Genomic DNA, 21,998 nt, shown 5'->3' on the forward strand with positions numbered 1-21,998 from the left:
TCATGGAGGATTGGGTTTGTCCACGCAGAAGATCGTTGTCACCGCTGTTGTCATCCTCTTGACCGCACTTGTTGGCTACTGCCTTGCCGGCTACCTCACGCTGCTGTTCCTCGGCCTCGATACCGGGCTGTTCAAGTGGAATACCTATTACCAGTACGTCCAGGCGATGGACCAGCCGGCGGTTGCGCCGTACCTGACCAAGATCAAAGCGGCGGGCGTGCTGGGTTTCGGCCTGCCGATCGTGGCCTGCCTGGTTGCGCTGTTCTTCGTGCTGAAGCCGAAGAAGAAATCCCTGCACGGCGATGCCCGCTTCGCGGACGCCGCCGACCTGGCCAGGCACGGTCTGTTCAAGAAGACCGACAACGGCATCGTGGTGGGCAGCTTCGGCGGCAAGCTGGTGCGCCTGAGCGGACAGCAGTTCGTGATCCTGGCCGCACCCACCCGCTCCGGCAAGGGCGTGGGCGTGGTCATTCCCAACCTGCTCGAGTACGGTGAGTCGGTGGTGGTGCTGGACATCAAGCAGGAAAACTTCGACCTCACCAGTGGCTGGCGTGCCAGCCAGGGCCATGAGGTGTTCCTGTTCAATCCGTTTGCCGAAGACCGCCGCACCCATCGCTGGAACCCGCTCAGCTACGTCTCCGACGACCAGGCCTTCCGCGTCTCGGAACTGATGAGCATCGCCGCGATGCTGTACCCGGATGGTTCGGACGAGCAGAAGTTCTGGATCAGCCAGGCGCGCAATGCGTTCATGGCCTTCACCCTGTACCTGTTCGAGAACTGGGACGACGAGCGTCGCCAGGGCTTCCCCGGCGGGCAGGGCACCCCGACGCTGGGCGCGGTGTTCCGCCTGTCCACCGGCGATGGCAGCGACCTGAAGAAGTACCTCAAGGCCCTGTCCGAACAGAAGTTCCTGAGCGGCAATGCGCGTTCGGCATTCGCCAACCTGCTGTCGCAGGCCGATGAAACCTTCGCGTCGATCATGGGCACGTTCAAGGAGCCCTTGAACGCCTGGATCAACCCGGTGCTGGACAAGGCCACCAGCGCCAACGACTTCCTGCTGACCGACCTGCGCAGGAAGAAGATGACCATCTACATCGGCATCCAGCCCAACAAGCTGGCCGAAAGCCGGCTGATCATCAACCTGTTCTTCAGCCAGATCATCAACCTCAATACCAAGGAACTGCCCAAGTCCAACCCGGACCTGAAGTATCAGTGCCTGCTGTTGATGGACGAATTCACCGCGATCGGCAAGGTGGACATCATCGCCTCGGCGGTGTCCTACATGGCCGGTTACAACGTGCGCCTGCTGCCCATCATCCAGAGCATGGCCCAGCTGGATGCCACTTACGGCAGGGACGTCTCGCGCACCATCATCACCAACCACGCCCTGCAGATCCTCTACGCACCGCGTGAGCAGCAGGATGCCAACGACTATTCGGAAATGCTCGGCTACACCACCGTGCGCAGGAAGAACGTCACCCATGCCCGTGAGAAGACACACAGCTTCACCGAAGAGCGGCGCGCGCTGATGCTGCCGCAGGAGCTGAAGGCGATGGGTAACGATCACGAAGTGTTCCTCTACGAGGGCATTCCGCATCCGGTCAAGTGCGACAAGATCAAGTATTACCAGGACCGCTACTTCACATCGCGTCTGTTGCCCAAGACGTCGGTGCCGACGTTGGATCTGTAACCGTCATATGTGAAGGCATGTGACGTGTGTCAAAGAAACGCGGGATGAACGTTAAAAAATTGTCGCTTTTGACGTTGATTTGACGCGAATGTGTGGCATCGTATTTGTGATGGACGTTCTGTACGTCATGAATTTGTTGTTGAGACCAGTGCTGGAAGACATGCACTGAAGCAGTCAAGAGGAACATGGATGGCTTTTCTCGGGTTGGGTGTGCAGGCGCAGGGGCCGGACAGGCGTTCGGGGCGTTTACACACCAGACGGGGCGGGGGCCCGGTTGCACCGGTGAAAGGTGTTGCTCGCATCCAACGTTGCGTTGTCGGGCCTGACCGCAGGCCATGACACGCCGACGTGTTGCCGTTTTTTCCCGGTTAAAAGCCGCTATTCCGTACGTCATAGGGAAGTTCGTATGAAGCAAGCGTTTCTGTCAAAGGGATCCATCAGCGTTGCCACCGCCGTTGCCGTGCTGCTGCTCGCCGGTTGTGCGACTCCCGACGCGCCGGATTTTGGCGGTCGCTGGAAGCCGGTGAACCGCTTCGCCAGCACCACCATGGAAATTCCGCTGTACACCAGCTACGTGTACCAGGCCTCGCCCATGGATGGCACCTTGAAGACCATGCTTGAACGCTGGGCCAAGGATTCGGGGATGACGCTGGATTACCGCATCAGCTCCGATTACACGCTGTATGGCGCGGTCTCCACGATCGGCACCACCAATCCGCAGCAGGCGATGATCGATCTCACTGCCGCCTATGCAGGGCAGGGCGTGTCGGTGTCCATCGTCGGCAACCAGATCGTCGTGCAGTCCGCCTCCGCCGCATCGCCGACCGCTGCCGCCGGCAGTGTCGACGCGTCCAGCGGAAGCTGAGTTCCGCGGCCCCTTGATGTTCCAGCAGTACGGATGACCCCATGTTCCGAAAGAAGGAAACAGGCAACACCCCCAAGGTCGACCAGGCGGTCGCCAAGGCGGTGAGCTACGAGTTGACCGTTGCCGACATGGCGCGCCGCAGCGAGCGCCGCGCCTGGTGGGTGGCGACCGGTTCACTGGTGATGTCGCTGGCGTTGGCCGGCGGCTACTACTACATGCTGCCGCTGAAGGAGAAGGTGCCGTTCCTGGTGATGGCCGACGCCTACACCGGCAACGCAACCGTGGCCCGGTTGGCGGGTAATTTCGGTGACGGATCGATCACCGCCAACGAAGCCATCAACCGCAGCAACGTGGCCCAGTACGTGCTGGCGCGCGAGTCGTTCGACTCGGCGGTGATGGGCCTGCGCGATTGGGACCTGGTGTTCACGATGTCGTCCGAGCCGGTCGCCGCCACCCAGCGCCAGCGCTATGCGAACAACAATCCGCAGAACCCGGTGTTCGTGTACGGCACCAACAAGGCAATCCGGGTCAAGATCCTGAGCATCACGCCGCTGGCCGCCGAAGGCAACGGCAGCTTCCGCGGCGCCTCGGTGCGCATCCAGCGCAGCCTGCTCGACAAGACCACCGGGGTCTCCCAGTTCCTGGACAACAAGCTGGTCACGATGCGTTTTGATTACCGCACCGACCTGGCGTTGAGCGAACAGGACCGGATCCTCAATCCGCTGGCGTTCCAGGTGACCGAATACCGCGTCGACAACGACTACGCCCGTGGCGTGCCGGTGCCCGACGACGCCGACATGGCCAGGCAGGCCAACCAGGCGGCCGCAGCGCAAGCGGCGCAGGCGGCGCAGGCGGCAGCGGCTGCCGCCGCGGCAGCGCCGGTGTACGACCCGAACAACCCGGCCACCGCCACCATGATCGATCCGGCCACCGGCCAGCCGGTTGCGGTGCCGGCCCAGGCCGTCCCCGGCCAGATGGTGGTGCCGGGGCAGCAGGTGCCGGGCCAGATGACGGTGCCGGGCCAGGTGCCCGCGCAGCCGATGCAGCAGCAATACCCCGGGCAGGCAGTGCCGGGCCAGGCGATACCAGGACAAGTCGCGCCGCGGCAACCGGCCACCGTGCCGGCACAGAACATTTCCACCGGAACTGCTGAGGGAGCAAGCAACCGATGAGTAGTAGCAAACTTTGGTGGGCCGCATTGGCCTTGGTGCCGATGATGTCCCTGGTCTCCGCGCCTGCGAAGGCCCAGGTGGTCGACCACTACGAATACGAACAGGACCGCATCTATCCGGTGCGCACCGGCCTGGGTCTCACCACCCAGATCGAATTGAGCCCGAACGAGAAGATCCTGGATTACAGCACCGGCTTCAGCAGTGGCTGGGAGCTGACCCGTCGCGAGAACGTGTTCTACCTCAAGCCGAAGAACGTCGACGTGGACACCAACATGATGGTGCGCACCGAGACCCATTCCTACATCTTCGAACTGAAGGTGGTGGCCACCGATTGGCGCCAGCTGGAACAGGCGCGTCGTGCCGGCGTGCAGTACAAGATCGCCTTCAGCTACCCCAGCGATACCGAGTTCGGTACCGCCCAGCAGGCGGTGGATGAAGAGGTGAAGCCGCTGCTCAGCTCGGAACTGGCCAAGGATCGCCAGTACAACTTCGACTATTCGTACTCCACCCGCCGCGCCAAGAAGATGGGCTGGCTGATTCCGGTCAACGCCTACGACGATGGCCGTTTCACCTACCTGAAACTGCCGGCGTCGCCGGAGTACAAGACGGGCATTTTCCCGGCGGTGTTCGGCCGTGAGAGCGAGTACGGTGAGGATTTCGTGGTCAACACGACGGTGGAGGGCAATTCGCTCATCGTGCATGGCACCTATCCCTACCTGGTCATCCGTCACGGTGACAACGTCGTTGGTCTGCGAAGGAACGTGAAGAAATGAGCCAGCACAACACTCCCGGCAACGAGCCGAACCACGGCCGCGACGACGGCGACGCGCCGAGCAACCCGTACTACGGCCAGAACGTGGCCGACAACAATCCCAACCTCGATGCCGCCGCGCCGCAGCTGCGCTCGGCCGAGGAACAACGCCTGAACCGCAAGGCGCTGGCGTTCCTGGGCGGCATCCTGGTGCTGATCATCGCCATGGGCTTCCTGCTGCTGCGCAAGAGCAGCGACGACCAGGACGGTCCGGCCAAGGTCAACGAACAGGCCCGCGTGTCCACCCCGGAACTGCCGACTGCGCAGCCGGTGCTGCCGCAGGCTCCGGTGGCCGATACGCAGCCCATTGAAATGCTGCCGCCGCTGCCGCCGCCGGAACAGGACAACCCGTACCGCACGCCGCCGGCCATTCCCAGTGACATGGGCATGTCCAACGAACCGCGTCAGCCGTCGCTGCTGGACCGCCGCATGGCGTCGGGCAACGGCGTGGGTGGCAGCAATGGGGCGGCTGGGGCCGAAGGGCAGGGTGGCTTCGGTGGCCGTCCGGATGACGAGTACACCCGCGCGATGATGGCGCAGCTGCCGGGTGCGCAGCAGCCGGCCCCGACCAAGGTCCGCCGCGGTCCCGATGTCGAAGACGTCTCCAGCGCGGCCTTCATCCGCAGCCCGGATGCGCTGCTGGTGCGCGGCACCTACCTGCGCTGCGTGCTGGAAACCCGCATCATCACCGACGTCTCCGGCTTCACTTCGTGCCTGCTGACCGAACCGGTGTATTCGATCAACGGCCGCAGCCTGCTGCTGCCGAAGGGTTCGAAGATCTACGGTGCGTATGGCGGCGGCCCGAAGGGCAAGCGCGTCGAAGTGATCTGGGACCGCATCACCACGCCGAACGGTATCGACGTGGCCATGTCCAGCCCGGGTATCGACCAGCTTGGTGGCGCGGGCCACCCGGGCGACTACAGCGCGCACTGGGGCAGCCGTATCGCCTCGGCGCTGATGATCAGCCTGATCGCGGACGCCTTCAAATATGCCGCGGCCGAACACGGCCCGGAGACCACCACCATCAGCAGCAGCGGTTTTGCCGTGCAGTCGCCCTATGAGAGCGCCACCGCGCGCAGCATGGAGCGCCTGGCCAACGAAGCGATGAGCGAGCGTCGCCCGCCCACCGTCACCATCAACCAAGGCACCGTGATGAGTGTCTACGTGGCCAAGGACGTCGATTTCAGCGACGTGCTGCCGCGCCGCCGCTGATCGCCTGGACAGAACATGGACGCCGAAGTGGCCCCTGTAGCCGACGTTTCCAGTGAGTTTCTCAGGTACCAGTACGAGGTCCTGGGCATTCACCAGTACATGACCTCGCCCGATGTGACGGAAATCTGCATCAACCGTCCGGGCGAGGTGTACCTGGAAACGCGTGACGGATGGCAGCGTGTGGAAGTTCCCACGCTGACCTTCGAGCGTGCGCGCCAGTTCTGTACCGCCGTGGTCAATGAAAGCAACACCGGCCAGCGCATCACCGACGTCGATCCGGTGGTGTCGCTGACCTTCCCGACCGGCCAGCGCGCCCAGTTCGTCATCCCGCCGGCGTGCGACGCCGGCAAGGTGTCGATCACCATCCGCCTGCCGTCCAAGCACACCAAGACCCTGGAGCAGTACCAGAGCGACGGGTTCTTCAACCAGATCCTGGAGCAGGGCCACGCGCTGAGCGAACAGGACCAGGAACTGCTGGCGCTGCGCCAGAACCGCGATTACGCCGAGTTCTTCCGCAAGGCCGTGCAGTACCGCAAGAACATCGTGGTATCCGGTGCCACCGGCAGCGGCAAGACCACCTTCATGAAGTCGCTGGTCAACCACATCCCGGCCAACGAACGCCTGGTCACCATCGAAGATGCGCGCGAGCTGTTCATCAGCCAGCCCAACGTGGTGCACCTGCTGTACTCCAAGGGCGGGCAGAGCGCCAGCAACGTCACCGCCAAGAGCTGCATGGAAGCGTGCCTGCGCATGAAGCCGGACCGCATCATCCTGGCCGAGCTTCGCGGCGATGAAGCGTTCTACTTCATCCGCAACTGCGCCTCCGGCCATCCCGGCTCGATCACCAGCTGCCACGCCGGCAGCCCCGAACAGACCTGGGACCAGCTGGGCCTGATGGTGAAGGCGTCGGCCGAAGGCTCCGGCCTGGAGTTCTCGGTGATCAAGCGCCTGCTGAAGATGACCATCGACGTGGTCGTGCACATCAAGGCGCATGCAGGCAGCCGCTACATCACCGGCATCGATTTCAGCCCCGAACGCGCGTTGGCCGCAGGGAGTGACGCCTGATGCTGCCCGGTCTTGAAGCCATGGCGTGTCCGGAAATGGCCGTGTCCATGGACGTGATGCAGCACGTGATCAACGTGGAATCGTCGCGCAACCCATACGCCATCGGCGTGGTTGGCGGCGCGCTGGTCCGCCAGCCCAAGCAGCTCGATGAGGCCCTGGCCACCGTGCGCATGCTGGAAGAGAAGGGCTACAACTTCTCGGTGGGCCTGGCCCAGGTCAATCGCTACAACCTGGCCAAGTACGGGCTGGACTCGTACGAGAAGGCGTTCCAGCAGTGCCCGAACCTGCAGGCCGCCTCGCGCATCCTGGCCGAGTGCTATGGACGCTCGGGCAAGGACTGGGGCAAGTCCTTCAGCTGCTACTACTCGGGCAACTTCACCACCGGCTTCCGCCACGGCTACGTGCAGAAGGTGTTCGCGTCCATTTCGCGCCAGCGCGGCAACATGGTCGCCGCCAACGGTGCCGCGCCAATCGACGTGGTCAGCCGTGCCCAGCGCCGCGTGGTCGACGTGGCCCACCACCCGCAGTTCAGCGGCCAGCCGCAGGGCGTGGCCGAAGCGCGCGTGCAGGCCATGCAGGCGCTCTCGCCCACGTATGCACAGGCCGTCGTGCCGGTGGACCCTGCGCGTGCCTATGAGGTCTACCCCTCCACCGGCGCGATGGTGCGCGGTGGCCTGGTCCGCACCGCCGACGCCGCGCTGTCACGCGTGGTGATGGGCGCCATGGACCAGGTGGTGCCGCAGCCGCAGGCGGCCCAGATGCCTGCACCGCAGCCCATCGCCCAGCAACCAGTCGCACCGCAGCCCATGCCGGCACAGAACGACGCCGGCCCGGTCGTGGTGCGCGCCTGGAGTGAACGCAATGCCCCGGTGGCATTACCCGCGCAGGCCGCACCTGCGCAGGCCATGCCGGTACAGAACATCCCCGCTGGGGATGAAGCCTTCGTGTTCTGAAGGACCGATCCAGTCGTGTTAGACCATCAACAAGGAAAACCCACCATGAAGCGTAACAACCTCGATATCGCCCAGGCCCAGCGCACGCTGAAGACCGTGCTGATGGCCGCTGCCTTCGCCGCTGCCGTGTTCGTGCCGGACGTGTTCGCCCAGTCCACCAACTTCGGCGGCACCGACACCAAGGTGTGCGGCTTCTTCTCCAACATCAACGGCCTGCTGAACATCGCCTCCATCGCCGTGGTGACCATCGCCGTCATCTTCGCCGGCTACCAGATCGCCTTCGCCCACAAGCGCATCGGTGACGTGGCCCCGATCCTGATCGGTGGCCTGCTGATCGGCGCCGCTGGCCAGATTGCCAAGATGCTGCTCGGTGACGGCGGTTCCAGCTCCTGCGCCGGCAGCGCCACCGGCGCCATCATGAACGCCGTCCAGTACTACAGTGCATAAGAACGTCCTGTTCCGCGGCTGCACGCGGCCAGCGATGTTTCTGGGCGTTCCGTACGTCCCGTTCTTCCTGGTCGCAGGCGGCTTGCTGTTGCTGAGCATGTACATCGACATGCGGCTGTTGATCACCATCCCGATTGCCATCTTCATCCTGCGTCACATGGCAAAGCGCGATGAAATGATCTTCCGCCTGATCGGGTTGCGCCTGCAGTTCAAGTTCCGCGCGCGCAACCTGCAGCAGCACGACGGAATGTGGGTGTTCACGCCCAACCATTACCGCGACAAGCCGCCGCCGTCGGACTGACCACGGCACGCTACAGGCCGGGCAGGCGATCACATCGCCTGCCCGGTGCAGGCCCCGCACCATCCCCGCAGCACCCTTTGGAAGCGCCCATGTTCAGTCCCGATACCTCGATCAGCGAATTCATTCCCCTGTCGTCCCATGTGGCGCCGACGGTCGTCAAGACCACGGGTGGAGACTTCCTGCTGACCTGGCACCTGGAAGGCCTGCCCTTCGTGGGGCGCGAGGATTGGGAGCTCGAACACCGCCACAACACCTTCAATCGACTGCTGCAGACCCTGCGCGCACCGGATTTCGTCAACGTCGCCTTCTGGGTGCACGACATCCGCCGTCGCCGCCAGCTCAAGGGCAGCAGCAAGTTCGGCCAGCGCTTCAACCAGGACGTGTCCGACCAGTACATGGGCATGCTGTCCTCGCAGCGCATCATGCAGAACGAGCTGTACCTGACCATGATCTACCGGCCGGTCGTGTCCGGTAAGCGCTTCATGGACAAGTCCTCCAGCATCACCCAGCTGCAGGCCGAGCAGGACCAGTCCGTGGCCAAGCTGCTGGAAATGGCCGGCAACGTGGAAGCGGTGATCCGCGACTACTCGCCGTACCGCATGGGCATGTACGAAGCCAAGAACGGCATGGTGTTCTCCGAGACCCTGGAGTTCTTCGGCTACCTGCTCAACCGCGTCGACGAGCCGGTACCGGTGCTGTCTGCGCCGGTCAAGGACTACCTGCCGATCAGCCGCCACATGTTCTCGGCCAAGACCGGCGATTTCGTGATCAGCACGCCCAACGGCGTCAATCACTTCGGCGCCATCCTCAACATCAAGGAATACGCCGAGGGCACCTATCCGGGCGTACTCAACGGCCTGAAGTACCTCGACTTCGAATACGTCATCACCCATTCGTTCAGCCCGATGGGCCGCCAGGACGCGCTCAAGGTGCTCGACCGCACCAAGGGCATGATGATCTCCTCCGGCGACAAGGCGGTCAGCCAGATCGTCGAGCTCGACCAGGCGATGGACCAGCTGTCCTCCGGCAACTTCGTGCTGGGTGAGTATCACTTCATCATGGCCGTCTACGCCGACAGCCAGGAAAAGCTCTCGCAGAACATCGCCACCACCCGCGCCGAGCTGTCCAACGCCGGGTTCGTGTCGACCAAGGAAGACCTGGCCGTCACCGCCTCGTTCTATTCGCAGTTCCCGGCCAACTGGCGCTACCGCACCCGCCTGGCCAACATCAGCTCGCTGAACTTCCTGGGCCTGTCGCCGCTGCACAACTTCGCCACCGGCAAGCAGCACAACAACCCGTGGGGCGACTGCGTAACCACGCTGCAGACCACCAACGGCCAGCCGTACTACTTCAACTTCCACGCCACCCACCCGTCGGAGAACTCGCTGGGCGAGAAGGCCATCGCCAACACCATGGTGATCGGCAAGTCTGGTACGGGTAAGACCGCACTGATCAACTTCCTGCTCAGCCAGGTGCAGAAGTACGACCCGTCGCCGACCATCTTCTTCTTCGACAAGGACCGCGGCGCGGAGATCTTCGTGCGCGCCTGCGGCGGCAACTACCTGGCGCTGGAGAATGGCCAGGCGACCGGCTTCAATCCGTTCCAGTGCGAGAACAACGAAGCCAACGTGCAGTTCCTGGCCGACCTGATCAAGGTGCTGGCCAACAAGCACGAGTACAGCGCCCGCGAGGAAGAGGACATCTTCCGCGGCGTCGAGAACATGCTCGACACCCCCATGCACCTGCGCAGCATGACCAACTTCCAGAAGAGCCTGCCCAACATGGGCGACGACGGCCTGTATGCGCGCCTGCGCAAGTGGACCTCGGGCAATTCGCTGGGCTGGGTGTTCGACAACCCGGTCGACACCGTCGACCTGAGTCGCGCCAACATCATCGGCTTCGACTACACCGACATCATCGACAACCCCGAAGTGCGCGTGCCGGTCATCAACTACCTGCTGCACCGCCTGGAATCGCTGATCGACGGCCGCCCGCTGATCTACGTGATGGACGAATTCTGGAAGATCCTGGACGGCGAGGGCGGCCTGAAGGAATTCGCCAAGAACAAGCAGAAGACCATCCGTAAGCAGAACGGCATGGGCATCTTCGCCACCCAGAGCCCGGAAGATGCGCTCAAGAGCGACATCGCCGCGGCGCTGATCGAGCAGACCGCCACGCTGATCCTGCTGCCCAACCCCAATGCCAGCCGCTCGGATTACATCGACGGCCTGAAGCTTACCGAGTCCGAGTTCAAGGTGGTCACCGCCCTGGACGAGCGCTCGCGCTGCTTCCTGGTCAAGCAGGGCCATGCCGCCAGCGTGTGCCAGCTCAACCTGCGTGGCATGGATGACATCCTGTCGGTGATTTCGGCCTCCACCGACAATATCGACGTGATGCACCGCGTCCTGCTCGACGCCGCCCAGCGCGAGAAGGTATCGCAGGCCGACCTCACCCCGGACCAGTGGCTCAGTGAGTTCTACAGGAAGCGCAAGGGCTCTGGAAAGCCCGCCGGGACACGACAGGACGCCGTTGCCTGACGGTCCCCCGGCCGATCAGGGACAGGCTTTCGCCGCATTCGATGGAGATAATTATGGACATTGCCATGAACAAGAACACGACCCGCCGCCGTCACTTCAGCTTCCGCCTGGCCGCCCTGTCGCTGGTGACCGTGCTGATGTGCAACGCGCCCGCGCCCGCCTACACGATGCCCGTGGTCGAAGTCGGCCCGAGCGTGTACCAGCAGATCATGAACCAGATCAACACCTACAAGGCCGAGATCACCGCGTACGCCTCCAAGGTGCAGGACGCGGCCGAGTATGTCGAACAGCGCACCCGCTGGATCCGCACGCTGGAGCAGTATGCGCAGGCGTTGGTCCAGGTGCAGGCGGTACTCAACAACTTTGGCATGCCGCAGGGTATCGCGCTCACGCCAGTGGCGGACAACTATCTGGTTGCGCAAAGCTGTGGCGGTACTACCGACCTGAGCGTGACCGGCCTGTTCAAGACCTTCGTCTTCAACCCGAAGGCCGATTTCAAGCAACAGCAGACACAAATCTGCGTGAACATCCGCATGATGCAGAACCGGAAGTACAACGAGGCGGTCAAGTTCATGACCGAATCTGTGCCGCTGATGCAGTCGTCGCTCACCCGGATTTTCAACATGCGTATTTTCAGCAACAGCCAGGGCAACGTGCAGGGCACGGACAGTGAAGCCCTTCGCATGGCCAACGACCTGGCGGTTCAGGCGCAGATTTGGCAATCGCGGATGCACTCGTACGACGCCTACATCGAGGTGATGGAAGCCAACCAGAAGGTGGTTGCCGAGAACGCCCTCAAAGGCGATACAACCAACCAGATCATCGGGACACTGGTGAAGACCGCCGCCCTCAAGGGCGCGCTCAGCGTCAAGTAACTCGCCCAAGCAGGTTCAGCGGGTCTGCAAAGTAATGCCGGACCCAAAGCAGTAGCAGCATCACCAAGGGATTGTGGAAATGTCGATCAGGTCGATTGCCAACGTTTTTGATTTCTCGGGCGGATTGCAGGATCTGCTGGGCTACGCAGTGCGTGTCCAGTCGATTGGCGACTTCGTGTTCTTCAAGCTGATCCTGGATTACCTGCGCGAGCGCATCAACGATTTCGGTATCGAGATGATGGGCCGCATGATGGCCTGGGTCGGCGGTATTGCCTTGATCCTGATGACCCTGTGGGTGCTGATCCAGGGCTACCGCATCGTCACTGGCCAGAGCCGCGACTCGATGATGGTGCTGGTCACCAACATGGCCCGCGCGGCGCTGATCATCAGTGTGGCAACGTCGATGGCGATGTTCGGCAGCAGCGTCAGTGACTTCCTGACCAAGGACGTTGGTGGCCTGATCACTCGCGTTGTCACCGGCAAGAGCGGCACCGCTGAAGACCAGATCGACAAGAGCCTGGCCTGGATGCAGGTGGCGTTGTCCAGTATCGATGCGATCAAGGTGCTGGACGATGGCGGCCTGCGCGAGGAAAAGACGCGTGCCATGTGGTTCATCGGCATTGGTACGGGCGGCCCGGCCGTGACGGCTGGCGCCATGCTGCTGCTTTACCAGGTTGCAATCGCGCTGTTCATCGGGTTCGGGCCGCTCTTCATTCTGTGTCTACTGTTCGACCAGACCAAGCAGTTCTTCCAGAAGTGGTTGTTCTATGGCATAGGCACCATGTTCTCCATGGCGGTGCTGTCGGCCATGGTCTCCATCGCGTTGGACATGGTCATTCGTGTTTCGGCGGCATTCTGGACATCGTCGCTGATCAACAGCTTCTTCCTCGATGATGCGATGAGCGACGGCATGACCAGCCAGGCCATGCAGCAAGGTGGCATGGGCCTCATCCTCACGACACTGATTCTGACTGCGCCCCCAATGGCCGCGATGTTCTTCCAGGGTACGTTGGGTAGCTTCATGGCATATTCCCAGATAGGTGGCTCGGCAGCCGCCGGCCCGCAAGGCCAGCCGCCGGGGTCGTACACTCCAGCGCAGACCAAGAATGACGATGCAGGATCAGTAGGCCAGGTGGTACAGCCAACCGTGAGGAGCACTTCTGAGGCCGGAAGTACCGCCAGCGGGTCTGGAAAGTACGGCAACGCTGATTCACGGTGAGACACGTTCAGCGGCGTTGCAATGACACGAGAGGTGGAGGTTCTTGTATGCAAAACAAGCTTTTGTTTGCACTGTTGATGCTGGTTCCCTTTGCGGCACTCGCGGAGGGCAATTGCCCACCTGGCCACTACCCAATTGGAGGACAAGGCGTTCAAGGTTGCGCCCCTATTCCGGGCGGCGGAACGGGCGCGAATGGTGTTTCTCCTCGACCAACCGGGAAGTGGGAAACGCGCTGGGGTGCGATTGCTGAAGACAAGTCTCCCAGTCCAGGTGCACCTCTCGCTACGGGGGCGGCTGTTTCCCAAAAGTCAAAGCGCGCCGCGTCGTCACTTGCGATGGATGAGTGTAGAAAACAAGGCGGGAACAAGTGTGAAGTTCGTCTCGCCTACTACAACCAATGCGCTGCAATAGCGGATCCTGGCACTTCGTCTGGCGTCATAGCTGGTGGCACTTCCATTGCTGCGCATGCGGAAACGCTTGAGCAGGCAAAGGGTCTGGCAGTTCGTGACTGTAAGCAAGCGAATGGCGGTGGCGACTGCACCGTCTCTTATTCTGCGTGTAGCATGTCCGAGTTCAAATCTTTCTGAATGGCTTGTGCGCTTGAACGGAATCAGGAGCGGCCTGTGATTCGAGTACTGATTGTCCTTGTAGGTCTGGTATTGCTTCCTGTGACCGGGATCGCGGAAGGACGCTGTCCTCCCGGTCAATACCCGATTGGGGGGCAGGGCGTTCAGGGATGTGCGCCAATCCCCGGTTCCGGATCAGAAGCGGGTTCGGGTTCTCCACGTCCCACAGGTGTTTGGCACAAGACGTGGGGCGCAATTGCGATCTCGACCGATGGAGCGGCAGGTGCATCGACGGGCAAGCTCAGCAAGGCTGACGCAGCGAAGGACTCCGAGGCAAACTGCGCGAAGAGTGGCGGCCGTTCCTGCAAGGTTGCTTTCACATTCAAGAATCAGTGCGGTGCAGCGACGGTGCCAACTTCCGGGGATGGTGGTACAAGTTTCGGTCGCGCCGAAACCAAGGAGAAGGCCGAAGAGCTGGCGATGGACCGGTGCGCTTCCGATGGTGGTATTGGATGCAATGTGATCTACGCAGCCTGCGCGCAGCCTGAGTTCGAGTCGTATTGACATTGCCCCGTGCGGACAATCGAGTGATCCCGCATTGAATCAGGTTTTCTCGGCGAGCGTCCAAGTGTGGTTCGATGCGCGCCTTGGGGCCCTTCGTCAGGTAAGAACATCGCGCTGGACCTCTGCGCCAAGTGCGGCGGGGTAGGTTGTCGCAGGATACATTCCGCGCGTGCCAAGCCGAAGTTTGAAGCATTCTGAGAAGGTGTGTCTCGTAGTTTAATTTTTCAGGTTCAAGGACGACATCATGCGACATTCTCTTGCTCTATCTCGGTGTTCGGCTGTTCGACTTCCGGCATGCTTCTTGGTGCTGTTGCCGATCGCGTTTTGCTCTGCTCATGCCCAGACGGCAGCGGTGGTCGACGAGGGGGGCGGTGCTGCTTCCCCGGTAGGTGTACCCGCTGCCGCTGAATCGACCGGTGTGCAGGAGGTGGCGGCTGTCGCTCAGCCTGCCTTGGTCAACCTGCCTGCGACGGTGACTCCGGGCATCGAGCCGAGGCCGGTGGAGCCGGCGCCCTCGCGACCAGCCACTGCGGTTGACGAAGTAGAGGCTGAAGCTTCGACTCTAAGTGACCCGACCGCCGCTGATGCTCCGGCCGCAGCGCCCGCTGCGCCGATCGGTGCTGCGTCCGTTGCAGGAGTACTTCATGGGGCCCAACCCCCGGCGAGTCCTTCTGCACCGGTCAACGCGGACACTGCAACTGTAGCTGCCGACACTGCTGCTGCGGTCGGTCCGCGAGGCGAGTCATCACCTTTGGTCGAACCGGCGCCCGTCGCTCCGCGCCCGCTGCCTATCCCCACCCTCGCCAATGACAACAACCAGATCGAGCGTCAGCTCGGTGCGCGTTGTCCGAACGACCTTGCAGCGCGTCTGGCCACCCAGGCAGACCTCCTTATCGGTGCCTGCCAAGGCACGCTGCCGCCGCACCTTTCAGCGTTGCTGGTGTCCATTCCGGAACAGCAACTGCTGCTGCCGCGCACTTGGCGCGAGCGCCAGGTCTCTCAGAAGGGATGGTTCAAGGCCGTGCCGGGCTACGGGCTGCGCCCGGACTTCCTGGCGGTGCAGGGCGATGTCTGGGTGCGTTCGTTCGAAGGCGCTGACCCGTCCACCACGGTGTACCTGGTGTCCGGCCCGTTCGCGTGTGCCGACAACCGCGGCCCCGACGCCGAGCCGGTCAAGACGGTGCGTCTGCCGGCCGGCAGCTGCCGCGAAGGGCTGGTGCAGCAGCGCGTCTACCGCGTGAGTGCTGGCGCGGCGCCGGTGGACATCACCCAGCAGGCGCTGCCGGCAGAGCCGTTGCTGTCGGATGCCGACCGGAAGCGTTACGGCGCCGACGGCGCACGCGTGCAGCTGGATGCGGGAAAACTGCAGTTTGGCCCGGCGTTGCGCTGGTATGTGGACGTTGGCACCACCGAGAAACCCGAGCCGCGCAGCTACGGCGAGTGGGGCCGGCTGCACCTGGGCTTCGCGGTCTGGAATGGCGAGCGCTTCGAGCCGCGCGATACCGTGCCGCGCGCGGTGTGGCCGTGCGATCCGGTCGCGCCGGGCGACGCCAGCTGCGGTGCCTACGCCGATGCCGGGCGCGACCCGTTCATCGTGGTCGGCGCCTCGGCCCAGGGTGTGACCGCGACACCTTGAGTCCATGGCTTTGACCCCGTAGCAAAAAAGCGCCCCTCGAGGCGCTTTCTTTTTGTGTGCACAGCAGCGACTGCGTAAGCTCAGCTCTGGTCCACCAACGCGAACCGTGGCCGCAGCACACCTTCCAACTCGACCTGTGCGGTGAACATCTCATACGGCCGCACCCACAGTCCCAGGTCCTCGTCGAGCGGGCGATACAGCACCATTGGCAGCAAGGTCTCGCTGTGGCGCACCACGTCGATCACCTGATAGTTGCCGCCCTTGAAATGGCGGTAGTGGCCCGGGGCAAGGACGGGCAGGGGCGCAAGGTCGGACATGGGGGAAATGCAGGCGTTGGAAAGGTCGCATTATGGCAGCGACGGGGTGGATGCCGGAGGTCAGGCGGTCATGCTGCGCGTGGCAGCCTGGCTTTCGGTCAGCTGGCGGTTCTGCTGCTCCAGCTGTTGGCTGGCGGCGGTGGCCTCCATCTGGCGGCTGCTCTGCTCCAGCGGCGTGTTCATGGCAACCACGGTGTCGACGCTGACGCGCAGGTGGGCTGGATCATCTACCTTGCCCTGTACGGCAAACGTGCGGGCGGCATCGCCGCTCATCAGCACGGCATCGATACGCGTACCACCGGCGGCATGCATTTCCGTGGCCAGGCTGCCGGCGAGCTGGTCGCTGGCGTGATCGGGTACGCGTCCTACGCGCGCATCCTGGGAATGGACGCCACGCCGGGCATCCTGGAACAGCGAGTACCCCGGATGGCCCGCCTCATCCATGCGTGAACTGCTCTGGTCGTTGCGGTGTTGTTCCGTATCGCGGCGACCGGGTTCGCCCGGTTCTAGCGGCCCGCGCATCTTGTCGTAGGCATCCATCACACCGCCCGGGACACCTCGGGAGATGACGGTTGCTCCCGTGCGCAGTCCCTCGATGTCACTGCGGTACTCGCCGATCATCCGGGCATTGTCGTCGGCCAGCATGCGCGCTCGGCCAGTGGCCAACACCGATTGGTCGCCAAGGAACTGACCCATCTTGTGGGAGTCCAGCGATGCGGTCGCCGCGACGAGCGGGTAGTCGGGTATCAGCAGGTTGAGGGCGCTGTTGCTGTATTGCGCCTTGGAGAGGGTGTCGATCTCCTGCTGCCGGGCATACACCCGCACCTCGCCAAAGTGTGGCGAGGCCGCGCTGACGGCATCGGCGGCCATGACGTGGTTGATTACGCTGTGGCCACCTTCCGGGATGCGGTAGCCGCTCAGGCTGACCGCACCGTAGGCGTTGAAGGTCTCACCCTTGAGCCCATGGTGGTGAGCGGTGATCTGGGCAAGCGAGCCGCCAAGGGAGTGGCCGGTGACGGTCACCAGGATGTCTCGCCCGGCGTTGTCGCTCAGTCGCTTGGCTTCGTCAACGGCGCGCTGGGTAAGGGTGATCGCCTGGACCGCTTGAGGGTTGCTCCGTGCAAGCACCATGGGTGCGTCGGTGAGTACGCCATCCTTGATCAACTCTGCCGTCCCGCGATGGGCAACGACGATTTCCTTCGAATCCACCCGCTGGTAGATCGTTCCCTGATATCCAGTTCGCGGATCATTTACGTGCTCGCGAATCTTGTACTGATTGCCACTGAGATAGACTTTCTCTTCCTGTCCAGCATCCCGCCGTCCGACCTTTCTGTCGGCGTAGGCATCATCCGCAAGTGCGGCGTAGTCCTGGCTGGTGATGGTCACCGAGCTTCCTCAACCGCCGTGATCGATATCGAGAAGAGCGAGTCGCGTAGTCCCTCCCGATACTCCGATGGGTCTTCTTCACCGCTGGATGCGTAGTCGTCAATGGCAGGAACATCCGACGAGCCTTCGACCTGGCCTGCGCGGGGATAGTCACGGAGCGGGTAAAAGCGCGTGTACGCCTTTCCGCCCACCAGATCCGGTGCATCCACGAACGTCAGGAACCGCGTCTCCTCCTGCGCGCCAGTGGCCTTCAGCAGCGCACCTGCGCCAGTGAATTCCCAGCGGCAGATCCCACGCCCGTAGTAGTCCTGGTCCTTCATGCGGTCCAGATACACAGTGCCTTGGTATTCCTCGTCGGAGATGCGGGTCAGCTCCAGTGGTTCCTGGCTGGTGATGCGCGATGCTGTGCCCGTAGCCGTTTCGATGTTGCCACACTGGTCTTCATTGATGACGTCGTACTGGGCGGTGCCGCGGACATGCCGGAACGCGCCGGGTGCGCCATGGAGGCGCAGCGTGATCTGGTATGCCTTGACCGGTGCTGGGTTGAGGGTGGCAAGCCCACGCCCACCGGCAGCGACATCGGCTTCGGCGTTGGACAGATCATGGCTCATGGCAGGCTCCGAACGGTTACAGGCCGTCATCAATACGGCGGTCAGGCAGAACAGGGTCAGTCGCTTCAAGGTGGCACTCCAGCCGGGCGTTCGCGTACAGGGCCGCGCAGCGAATCATCGGGGCGAACGAGACAGATCGCCGGTACCCCGATGCTAGCAGGAGAGGCCAATCTGCCTGTGTGTACTGGTCACGGTTCCAACCGAAGACTAGTCGCTGTCCATATCGCTCGGCGGCCCGGCGCGACAGGCCAGCACCAACTGCGTGACGGCATCGGCACTCATCGGCCGGGCCAGGTAATACCCCTGCGCCTCGTTGCAGTCCCACAGCCGCAGCAGCGACAGCTCGGACTCATGCTCCACACCCTCGGCCACGGTGCGGTAGCCCAGCTGCTGGGCGAGCCGGATGATGGCCTCCACCTTCAGCCGCGCGGTACGCGATCGCGCCAGGCCGGTGACCAGGCTCTGGTCCACCTTGATGTGGCTGATCGGCACTTCGCTCAGGTACCCGAAGTTGCTGTAACCACTGCCGAAGTCGTCGATGGCGATGCGCACGCCGGCAGCGGCCATCGCGCGCAGCTGGGGCAGGGCGGCGGGGTGGCTGTGCAGCCACTGGCCTTCGGTGATCTCTACTTCAATCTGTGAGGGCACCAGCCCGTTCGCCTGCAGGCGCCCGGCCATGCCGGTCCACAGGTTGGCGTTATCGAAATCGCGCGGGGACAGGTTGATCGACAAGGTGAACCCCGGCAGCAGCTGCTGCCAGCGCGCCGCCTGCGCGAACGCGTGCTCGATCACCCACTGGCTGAGCGCCGGCATCAGCGCCGTGCACTCGAGCACCGGAATGAACTCACCCGGGGTGATGGGGCCCAGCATCGGGTGGGTCCAGCGCAGCAATGCTTCGGCCGACACCGGCTGGCCATCGCGAAGGTCATAGCGCGGCTGGTAGACCAGGCTGAACTGGTCCTGGGCCAGCCCGCGCGCGGCATCGGAGGCGAGCCGGTAGCGGCGGCGCAGGTGCGCATCGCGGTCGGCCGAGTACCAGCACAGGCACGCGTCGGTCTGCAGTGCGTGATTCAGCGCCACCATGCATTTGCGCACCAGGTCGCCGGCTTCATCCGGATCGGCACGGAAATCGCACAGCCCGGCGTGGAACTGCGGCGACATTGGAATGCTGCCGACCATCAACGGCCGCCGCATGCGCTCGCGCAGCCGCTGCATCAACGCCTCGACCTGCGCGTGGTCGTGGTTGCGCACCACAAAGGCGAACCGGGTGGAGGCCACGTGGTAGACCTGCACGTCGTCGGTCAGCACTTCCTGCACGCGCAGCGACGCCTGCCGGAGCAGGGATTCCACCGGTTTGAGGCCCAACGCCTGGCCGGCGTCATTGGCGCTCTGCAGGTCGAACACATCCAGCAGCACGCCGGTGAACTGGTTGCCGCCGTCCTGGCGGCCGAGCACGCTCAGGTCGGCCTGGAACTGCTGGCGGTTGGGCAGCCCGCTGATCGGCTCGCGCCGGCCCAGCGACATCTTCAGTTCCATCTGGTTGACCACGATCCGCGCCAGGGTCTGCAGCTGGCGCTGCTCATCGGCGGTCAGCACGCGCGGGGTGCGGTCCATCAGGCACAGCGTGCCCAGCGCGATGCCGTTGCGGGTGACCAAAGGCGCGCCGGCGTAGAAACGCATCTGCTCGGGGCCGGCCACGATCGGGTTGTCGTGGAAGCGGGGGTCCTGGCGCAGGTCTTCGATCTGCAGGATCCCGCTGGACTGCAGCGCGCACGAGCAGATCGAGTGGTGGCGGTCGGTGCGTTCCAGTGCCAGCCCGACCCGCGAGATGAAGCGCTGCGAGTCGGCGTCGACGATGGAGATCAGCGCAATGGCGGTGCCGAAGGTAAACGCCGCCAGTTCGGTGACCGGGTCCAGCGAGCGCCCCAAGGCGGGATCCATCACGTTGAGCGCTTCGATCAGCGCAATGCGTTCCAGATCCTGGCTGCGGTCGAGCATTCCGTGCGTCCTGTCAAACGGAGTACGCAGGTACTATCCCGCCGCGTTTGCAGTGCCGGTGTGAAGTGCGCCGTTCAGGTATGAAGCATTCACCTCGGCACGCATCAGGTCGCCGGCGACGAATCCTTCAACAGCGTCACCAACTGCTTGAGCCGGTAGGGTTTCGGCAGGAATTCCACATTTTCCGGAAGCGGCGGCAGCTGGGAGCGCGCATAGCCGGACGACAGGATCATCCGGGCGTTCGGCAGGGCATTGGCGACATGCGCGCTCAATTCCAGGCCGCTCATGCCCTCGGGCATGTTGACGTCGCTGAACACGACATCGAAACCGCCGTTCAGGTCGATCAATTGGACGGCCGACGGGCCGTCGGTCGCCGTATGCACATCGATGCCGAAATCACGCAGCGCCTGTCCGATCAGCTCGCGCAGGTCTTCCTGGTCTTCGACCATCAACACACGAAGGGGCTCAGACATGCGCGACTTCCTCTAGGGCAGGTAACAACAAGCGGACAGTGGTGCCGCGTCCGGGGGCGGTCTGTACATCGACGAAACCGTCGCACTGGGACACGAAGCCAAATACCTGGCTCAGGCCCAGACCGCTGCCCTTGCCGACTTCCTTGGTGGTGAAGAACGGTTCGCTGGCACGCTCGGCCACATCCGGCGGCATGCCATTGCCCTGGTCCGTCACCGCGATGGCCACATAGCGGCGCTGCGTGGGGTTGGCCAGGTCCGGGGCCAGGCGGTGTTCGGCCGTGGCACTGATGGTGATGGTCCCGCCCTGCGGCATGGCCTCGCAGCTGTTGAGCAGCAGGTTCAATACAGCCGTATGCAACTGTACGCCATCGGTGGTGATTCGAGGTAGGTCGAAAGGCACTTCCAGACGCAGCCGGATGTTGTCCGGGCAGGCACGCTGCAGCACCGGCAGTTCCTGTTCGAACAGCCGCGCTACCTGCAAGGGCTCGCGTACCAGGGTCTGGTCGGCCGAGAACGCCAGCAGCTGGCGGGTCAGCAGCGAGCCCCGGTCGGCGGCGGCCTGGGCCAGTTCGGTCAGCTCGCGGGTGCGCGCATCGGCGCCGGGGCGCAGCGAGATCAGGTCCAGCGCGTTGCCGATGGTCGTCAACAGATTGTTGAATTCGTGCGCCAGCCCACGCGTGAGCCGGCCCACGCCCTCGAACTGCTGCAACTGCTCGCGGGCACGCTGGGCGTCCTGCAGCAGGCGCTGGGCGTGGTAACGCTCGGTGACGTCCTGGGTGACCTTGACGAAGCCGAGCAGGGTGCCGTCCTGGCGCACGGCTTCGATCACCTCGCTGGCGCGGAAGCATTCGCCGCTGCGGCGCACCCGCCAGCCTTCGCCAGCGTAGCGGCCATGCTGCTCGGCTTGGCCGAGGGTGTGTTCGGCGGTGCCGGAGGCGCGCTCGTCGGGGGCGTAGAACAGCCGCACGTGCTGCCCCATCACTTCTTCGGTGGAATAACCCTTGACCCGCTCGCAGCCCCGATTCCAGCTGCGGATGCAGCCTTGAGCGTCAAGCAGGTAAATCGCGTGATCGGATACGTGATCGATCAACAGCTGCAACTGCAGACGATCATCAGCAAGCGGCGCGATATCGGTGACTGCCTGGACCACGGCGGCGGTTTTACTCCCCTTTAAGGGGCTGAACCGTAGAAGTCGGGATGTGAAGATAGTGTCAACATTGGTTCTGAACACGTCGCCATTTGGCGTATAACGCCCGAATTCACAGTTCGGTTAACATCGAACCCCTTTTCACCCTGGAAC

At 63.4% G+C, this 21,998-nt stretch carries 21 protein-coding genes; 15 read left to right on the forward strand and 6 right to left on the reverse strand.

Translation table 11 applies throughout. From position 1 onward, the window contains the following. Window positions 1-16: 16 nt before the first annotated feature. The 15 genes from QE395_RS07465 (at window position 17) to QE395_RS07535 (ending at window position 15,913) form a co-directional block, all read left to right on the forward strand. Window positions 17-1,690 (forward strand): type IV secretory system conjugative DNA transfer family protein, encoded by a 1,674-nt coding sequence (locus tag QE395_RS07465; RefSeq protein ID WP_306988279.1) that lies wholly within the window; start codon window positions 17-19, stop codon window positions 1,688-1,690. 406 nt (window positions 1,691-2,096) lie between these two features. Then, the gene (locus QE395_RS07470; protein ID WP_068852741.1) at window positions 2,097-2,555 is read left to right on the forward strand and encodes a hypothetical protein; all 459 of its coding nucleotides are present in this window, start codon (window positions 2,097-2,099) and stop codon (window positions 2,553-2,555) included. Window positions 2,556-2,596: 41 nt separating this feature from the next. Next, window positions 2,597-3,727 (forward strand): VirB8/TrbF family protein, encoded by a 1,131-nt coding sequence (locus tag QE395_RS07475; protein ID WP_306988283.1) that lies wholly within the window; start codon window positions 2,597-2,599, stop codon window positions 3,725-3,727. Next, entirely contained in the window at window positions 3,724-4,500 is a 777-nt protein-coding gene (locus tag QE395_RS07480) for a TrbG/VirB9 family P-type conjugative transfer protein (RefSeq protein ID WP_093535996.1), read from the forward strand. Before QE395_RS07475 ends, QE395_RS07480 begins: the two co-directional genes overlap by 4 nt. Continuing rightward, a complete protein-coding gene (locus tag QE395_RS07485) occupies window positions 4,497-5,750 on the forward strand; it encodes a TrbI/VirB10 family protein (RefSeq protein WP_093535994.1) in 1,254 nt (417 codons plus the stop codon). The genes QE395_RS07480 and QE395_RS07485 overlap by 4 nt, the downstream gene beginning before the upstream one ends. A 15-nt stretch (window positions 5,751-5,765) precedes the next feature. Then, window positions 5,766-6,815, forward strand: a complete 1,050-nt coding sequence (gene virB11 / locus QE395_RS07490) for a P-type DNA transfer ATPase VirB11 (protein ID WP_068852730.1) — start codon at window positions 5,766-5,768, stop codon at window positions 6,813-6,815. Next, window positions 6,815-7,768, forward strand: coding sequence for a lytic transglycosylase domain-containing protein (locus QE395_RS07495; protein ID WP_249832660.1), 954 nt, complete (start codon window positions 6,815-6,817; stop codon window positions 7,766-7,768). The genes virB11 and QE395_RS07495 overlap by 1 nt, the downstream gene beginning before the upstream one ends. A gap of 45 nt (window positions 7,769-7,813) precedes the next feature. Then, window positions 7,814-8,215 (forward strand): TrbC/VirB2 family protein, encoded by a 402-nt coding sequence (locus tag QE395_RS07500; RefSeq protein WP_068852724.1) that lies wholly within the window; start codon window positions 7,814-7,816, stop codon window positions 8,213-8,215. Beyond that, window positions 8,208-8,516, forward strand: coding sequence for a VirB3 family type IV secretion system protein (locus tag QE395_RS07505; RefSeq protein WP_083214171.1), 309 nt, complete (start codon window positions 8,208-8,210; stop codon window positions 8,514-8,516). The genes QE395_RS07500 and QE395_RS07505 overlap by 8 nt, the downstream gene beginning before the upstream one ends. Before the next feature lie 89 nt (window positions 8,517-8,605). Then, window positions 8,606-11,053 (forward strand): VirB4 family type IV secretion/conjugal transfer ATPase, encoded by a 2,448-nt coding sequence (locus QE395_RS07510; RefSeq protein ID WP_249832659.1) that lies wholly within the window; start codon window positions 8,606-8,608, stop codon window positions 11,051-11,053. Between the two features lie 53 nt (window positions 11,054-11,106). Continuing rightward, complete coding sequence (locus QE395_RS07515) at window positions 11,107-11,928, forward strand: hypothetical protein (RefSeq protein ID WP_095362699.1); 822 nt, start codon at window positions 11,107-11,109, stop codon at window positions 11,926-11,928. Between the two features lie 79 nt (window positions 11,929-12,007). Continuing rightward, a complete protein-coding gene (locus tag QE395_RS07520) occupies window positions 12,008-13,147 on the forward strand; it encodes a type IV secretion system protein (RefSeq protein ID WP_249832657.1) in 1,140 nt (379 codons plus the stop codon). A gap of 77 nt (window positions 13,148-13,224) precedes the next feature. Then, window positions 13,225-13,734, forward strand: a complete 510-nt coding sequence (locus QE395_RS07525; protein WP_249834365.1) for a DUF4189 domain-containing protein — start codon at window positions 13,225-13,227, stop codon at window positions 13,732-13,734. Further along, entirely contained in the window at window positions 13,735-14,277 is a 543-nt protein-coding gene (locus QE395_RS07530) for a DUF4189 domain-containing protein (protein ID WP_249832656.1), read from the forward strand. Window positions 14,278-15,028: 751 nt separating this feature from the next. After that, a complete protein-coding gene (locus QE395_RS07535) occupies window positions 15,029-15,913 on the forward strand; it encodes a hypothetical protein (protein ID WP_249832655.1) in 885 nt (294 codons plus the stop codon). Between the two features lie 80 nt (window positions 15,914-15,993). Here the strand turns inward: QE395_RS07535 and QE395_RS07540 are convergent, their stop codons facing one another. The 6 genes from QE395_RS07540 to QE395_RS07565 form a co-directional block, all read right to left on the reverse strand. Continuing rightward, window positions 15,994-16,230 carry a DUF1653 domain-containing protein gene (locus QE395_RS07540; protein ID WP_306988289.1) on the reverse strand — a complete coding sequence of 79 codons (237 nt, stop codon included), beginning with the start codon at window positions 16,228-16,230 and terminating at the stop codon, window positions 15,994-15,996. 60 nt (window positions 16,231-16,290) lie between these two features. Beyond that, entirely contained in the window at window positions 16,291-17,616 is a 1,326-nt protein-coding gene (locus QE395_RS07545) for an XVIPCD domain-containing protein (protein WP_249832653.1), read from the reverse strand. After that, window positions 17,613-18,296 carry a hypothetical protein gene (locus QE395_RS07550; RefSeq protein ID WP_249832652.1) on the reverse strand — a complete coding sequence of 228 codons (684 nt, stop codon included), beginning with the start codon at window positions 18,294-18,296 and terminating at the stop codon, window positions 17,613-17,615. Before QE395_RS07550 ends, QE395_RS07545 begins: the two co-directional genes overlap by 4 nt. A 138-nt stretch (window positions 18,297-18,434) precedes the next feature. Further along, entirely contained in the window at window positions 18,435-20,225 is a 1,791-nt protein-coding gene (locus QE395_RS07555) for a sensor domain-containing phosphodiesterase (protein ID WP_306988291.1), read from the reverse strand. Between the two features lie 104 nt (window positions 20,226-20,329). Then, a complete protein-coding gene (locus QE395_RS07560; RefSeq protein WP_306988294.1) occupies window positions 20,330-20,698 on the reverse strand; it encodes a response regulator in 369 nt (122 codons plus the stop codon). Then, window positions 20,691-21,848 (reverse strand): ATP-binding protein, encoded by a 1,158-nt coding sequence (locus tag QE395_RS07565; protein WP_306988296.1) that lies wholly within the window; start codon window positions 21,846-21,848, stop codon window positions 20,691-20,693. Before QE395_RS07565 ends, QE395_RS07560 begins: the two co-directional genes overlap by 8 nt. Window positions 21,849-21,998 lie beyond the last annotated feature (150 nt).

This window comes from Stenotrophomonas sp. SORGH_AS_0282 (assembly GCF_030818125.1).
GTDB lineage: Bacteria > Pseudomonadota > Gammaproteobacteria > Xanthomonadales > Xanthomonadaceae > Stenotrophomonas > Stenotrophomonas rhizophila_A.

What these genes read in the sequence shown, in the direction of transcription:
- QE395_RS07470 (WP_068852741.1), top strand. Translation starts at nt 2,097, where the DNA reads ATGAAGCAAGCGTTTCTGTCAAAGGGATCCATCAGCGTTGCCACCGCC.
- QE395_RS07475 (WP_306988283.1), top strand. Translation starts at nt 2,597, where the DNA reads ATGTTCCGAAAGAAGGAAACAGGCAACACCCCCAAGGTCGACCAGGCG.
- QE395_RS07480 (WP_093535996.1), top strand. Translation starts at nt 3,724, where the DNA reads ATGAGTAGTAGCAAACTTTGGTGGGCCGCATTGGCCTTGGTGCCGATG.
- QE395_RS07485 (WP_093535994.1), top strand. Translation starts at nt 4,497, where the DNA reads ATGAGCCAGCACAACACTCCCGGCAACGAGCCGAACCACGGCCGCGAC.
- virB11 (WP_068852730.1), top strand. Translation starts at nt 5,766, where the DNA reads ATGGACGCCGAAGTGGCCCCTGTAGCCGACGTTTCCAGTGAGTTTCTC.
- QE395_RS07495 (WP_249832660.1), top strand. Translation starts at nt 6,815, where the DNA reads ATGCTGCCCGGTCTTGAAGCCATGGCGTGTCCGGAAATGGCCGTGTCC.
- QE395_RS07500 (WP_068852724.1), top strand. Translation starts at nt 7,814, where the DNA reads ATGAAGCGTAACAACCTCGATATCGCCCAGGCCCAGCGCACGCTGAAG.
- QE395_RS07510 (WP_249832659.1), top strand. Translation starts at nt 8,606, where the DNA reads ATGTTCAGTCCCGATACCTCGATCAGCGAATTCATTCCCCTGTCGTCC.
- QE395_RS07515 (WP_095362699.1), top strand. Translation starts at nt 11,107, where the DNA reads ATGGACATTGCCATGAACAAGAACACGACCCGCCGCCGTCACTTCAGC.
- QE395_RS07520 (WP_249832657.1), top strand. Translation starts at nt 12,008, where the DNA reads ATGTCGATCAGGTCGATTGCCAACGTTTTTGATTTCTCGGGCGGATTG.
- QE395_RS07525 (WP_249834365.1), top strand. Translation starts at nt 13,225, where the DNA reads ATGCTGGTTCCCTTTGCGGCACTCGCGGAGGGCAATTGCCCACCTGGC.
- QE395_RS07530 (WP_249832656.1), top strand. Translation starts at nt 13,735, where the DNA reads ATGGCTTGTGCGCTTGAACGGAATCAGGAGCGGCCTGTGATTCGAGTA.
- QE395_RS07540 (WP_306988289.1), bottom strand. Translation starts at nt 16,230, where the DNA reads ATGTCCGACCTTGCGCCCCTGCCCGTCCTTGCCCCGGGCCACTACCGC.
- QE395_RS07555 (WP_306988291.1), bottom strand. Translation starts at nt 20,225, where the DNA reads ATGCTCGACCGCAGCCAGGATCTGGAACGCATTGCGCTGATCGAAGCG.
- QE395_RS07560 (WP_306988294.1), bottom strand. Translation starts at nt 20,698, where the DNA reads ATGTCTGAGCCCCTTCGTGTGTTGATGGTCGAAGACCAGGAAGACCTG.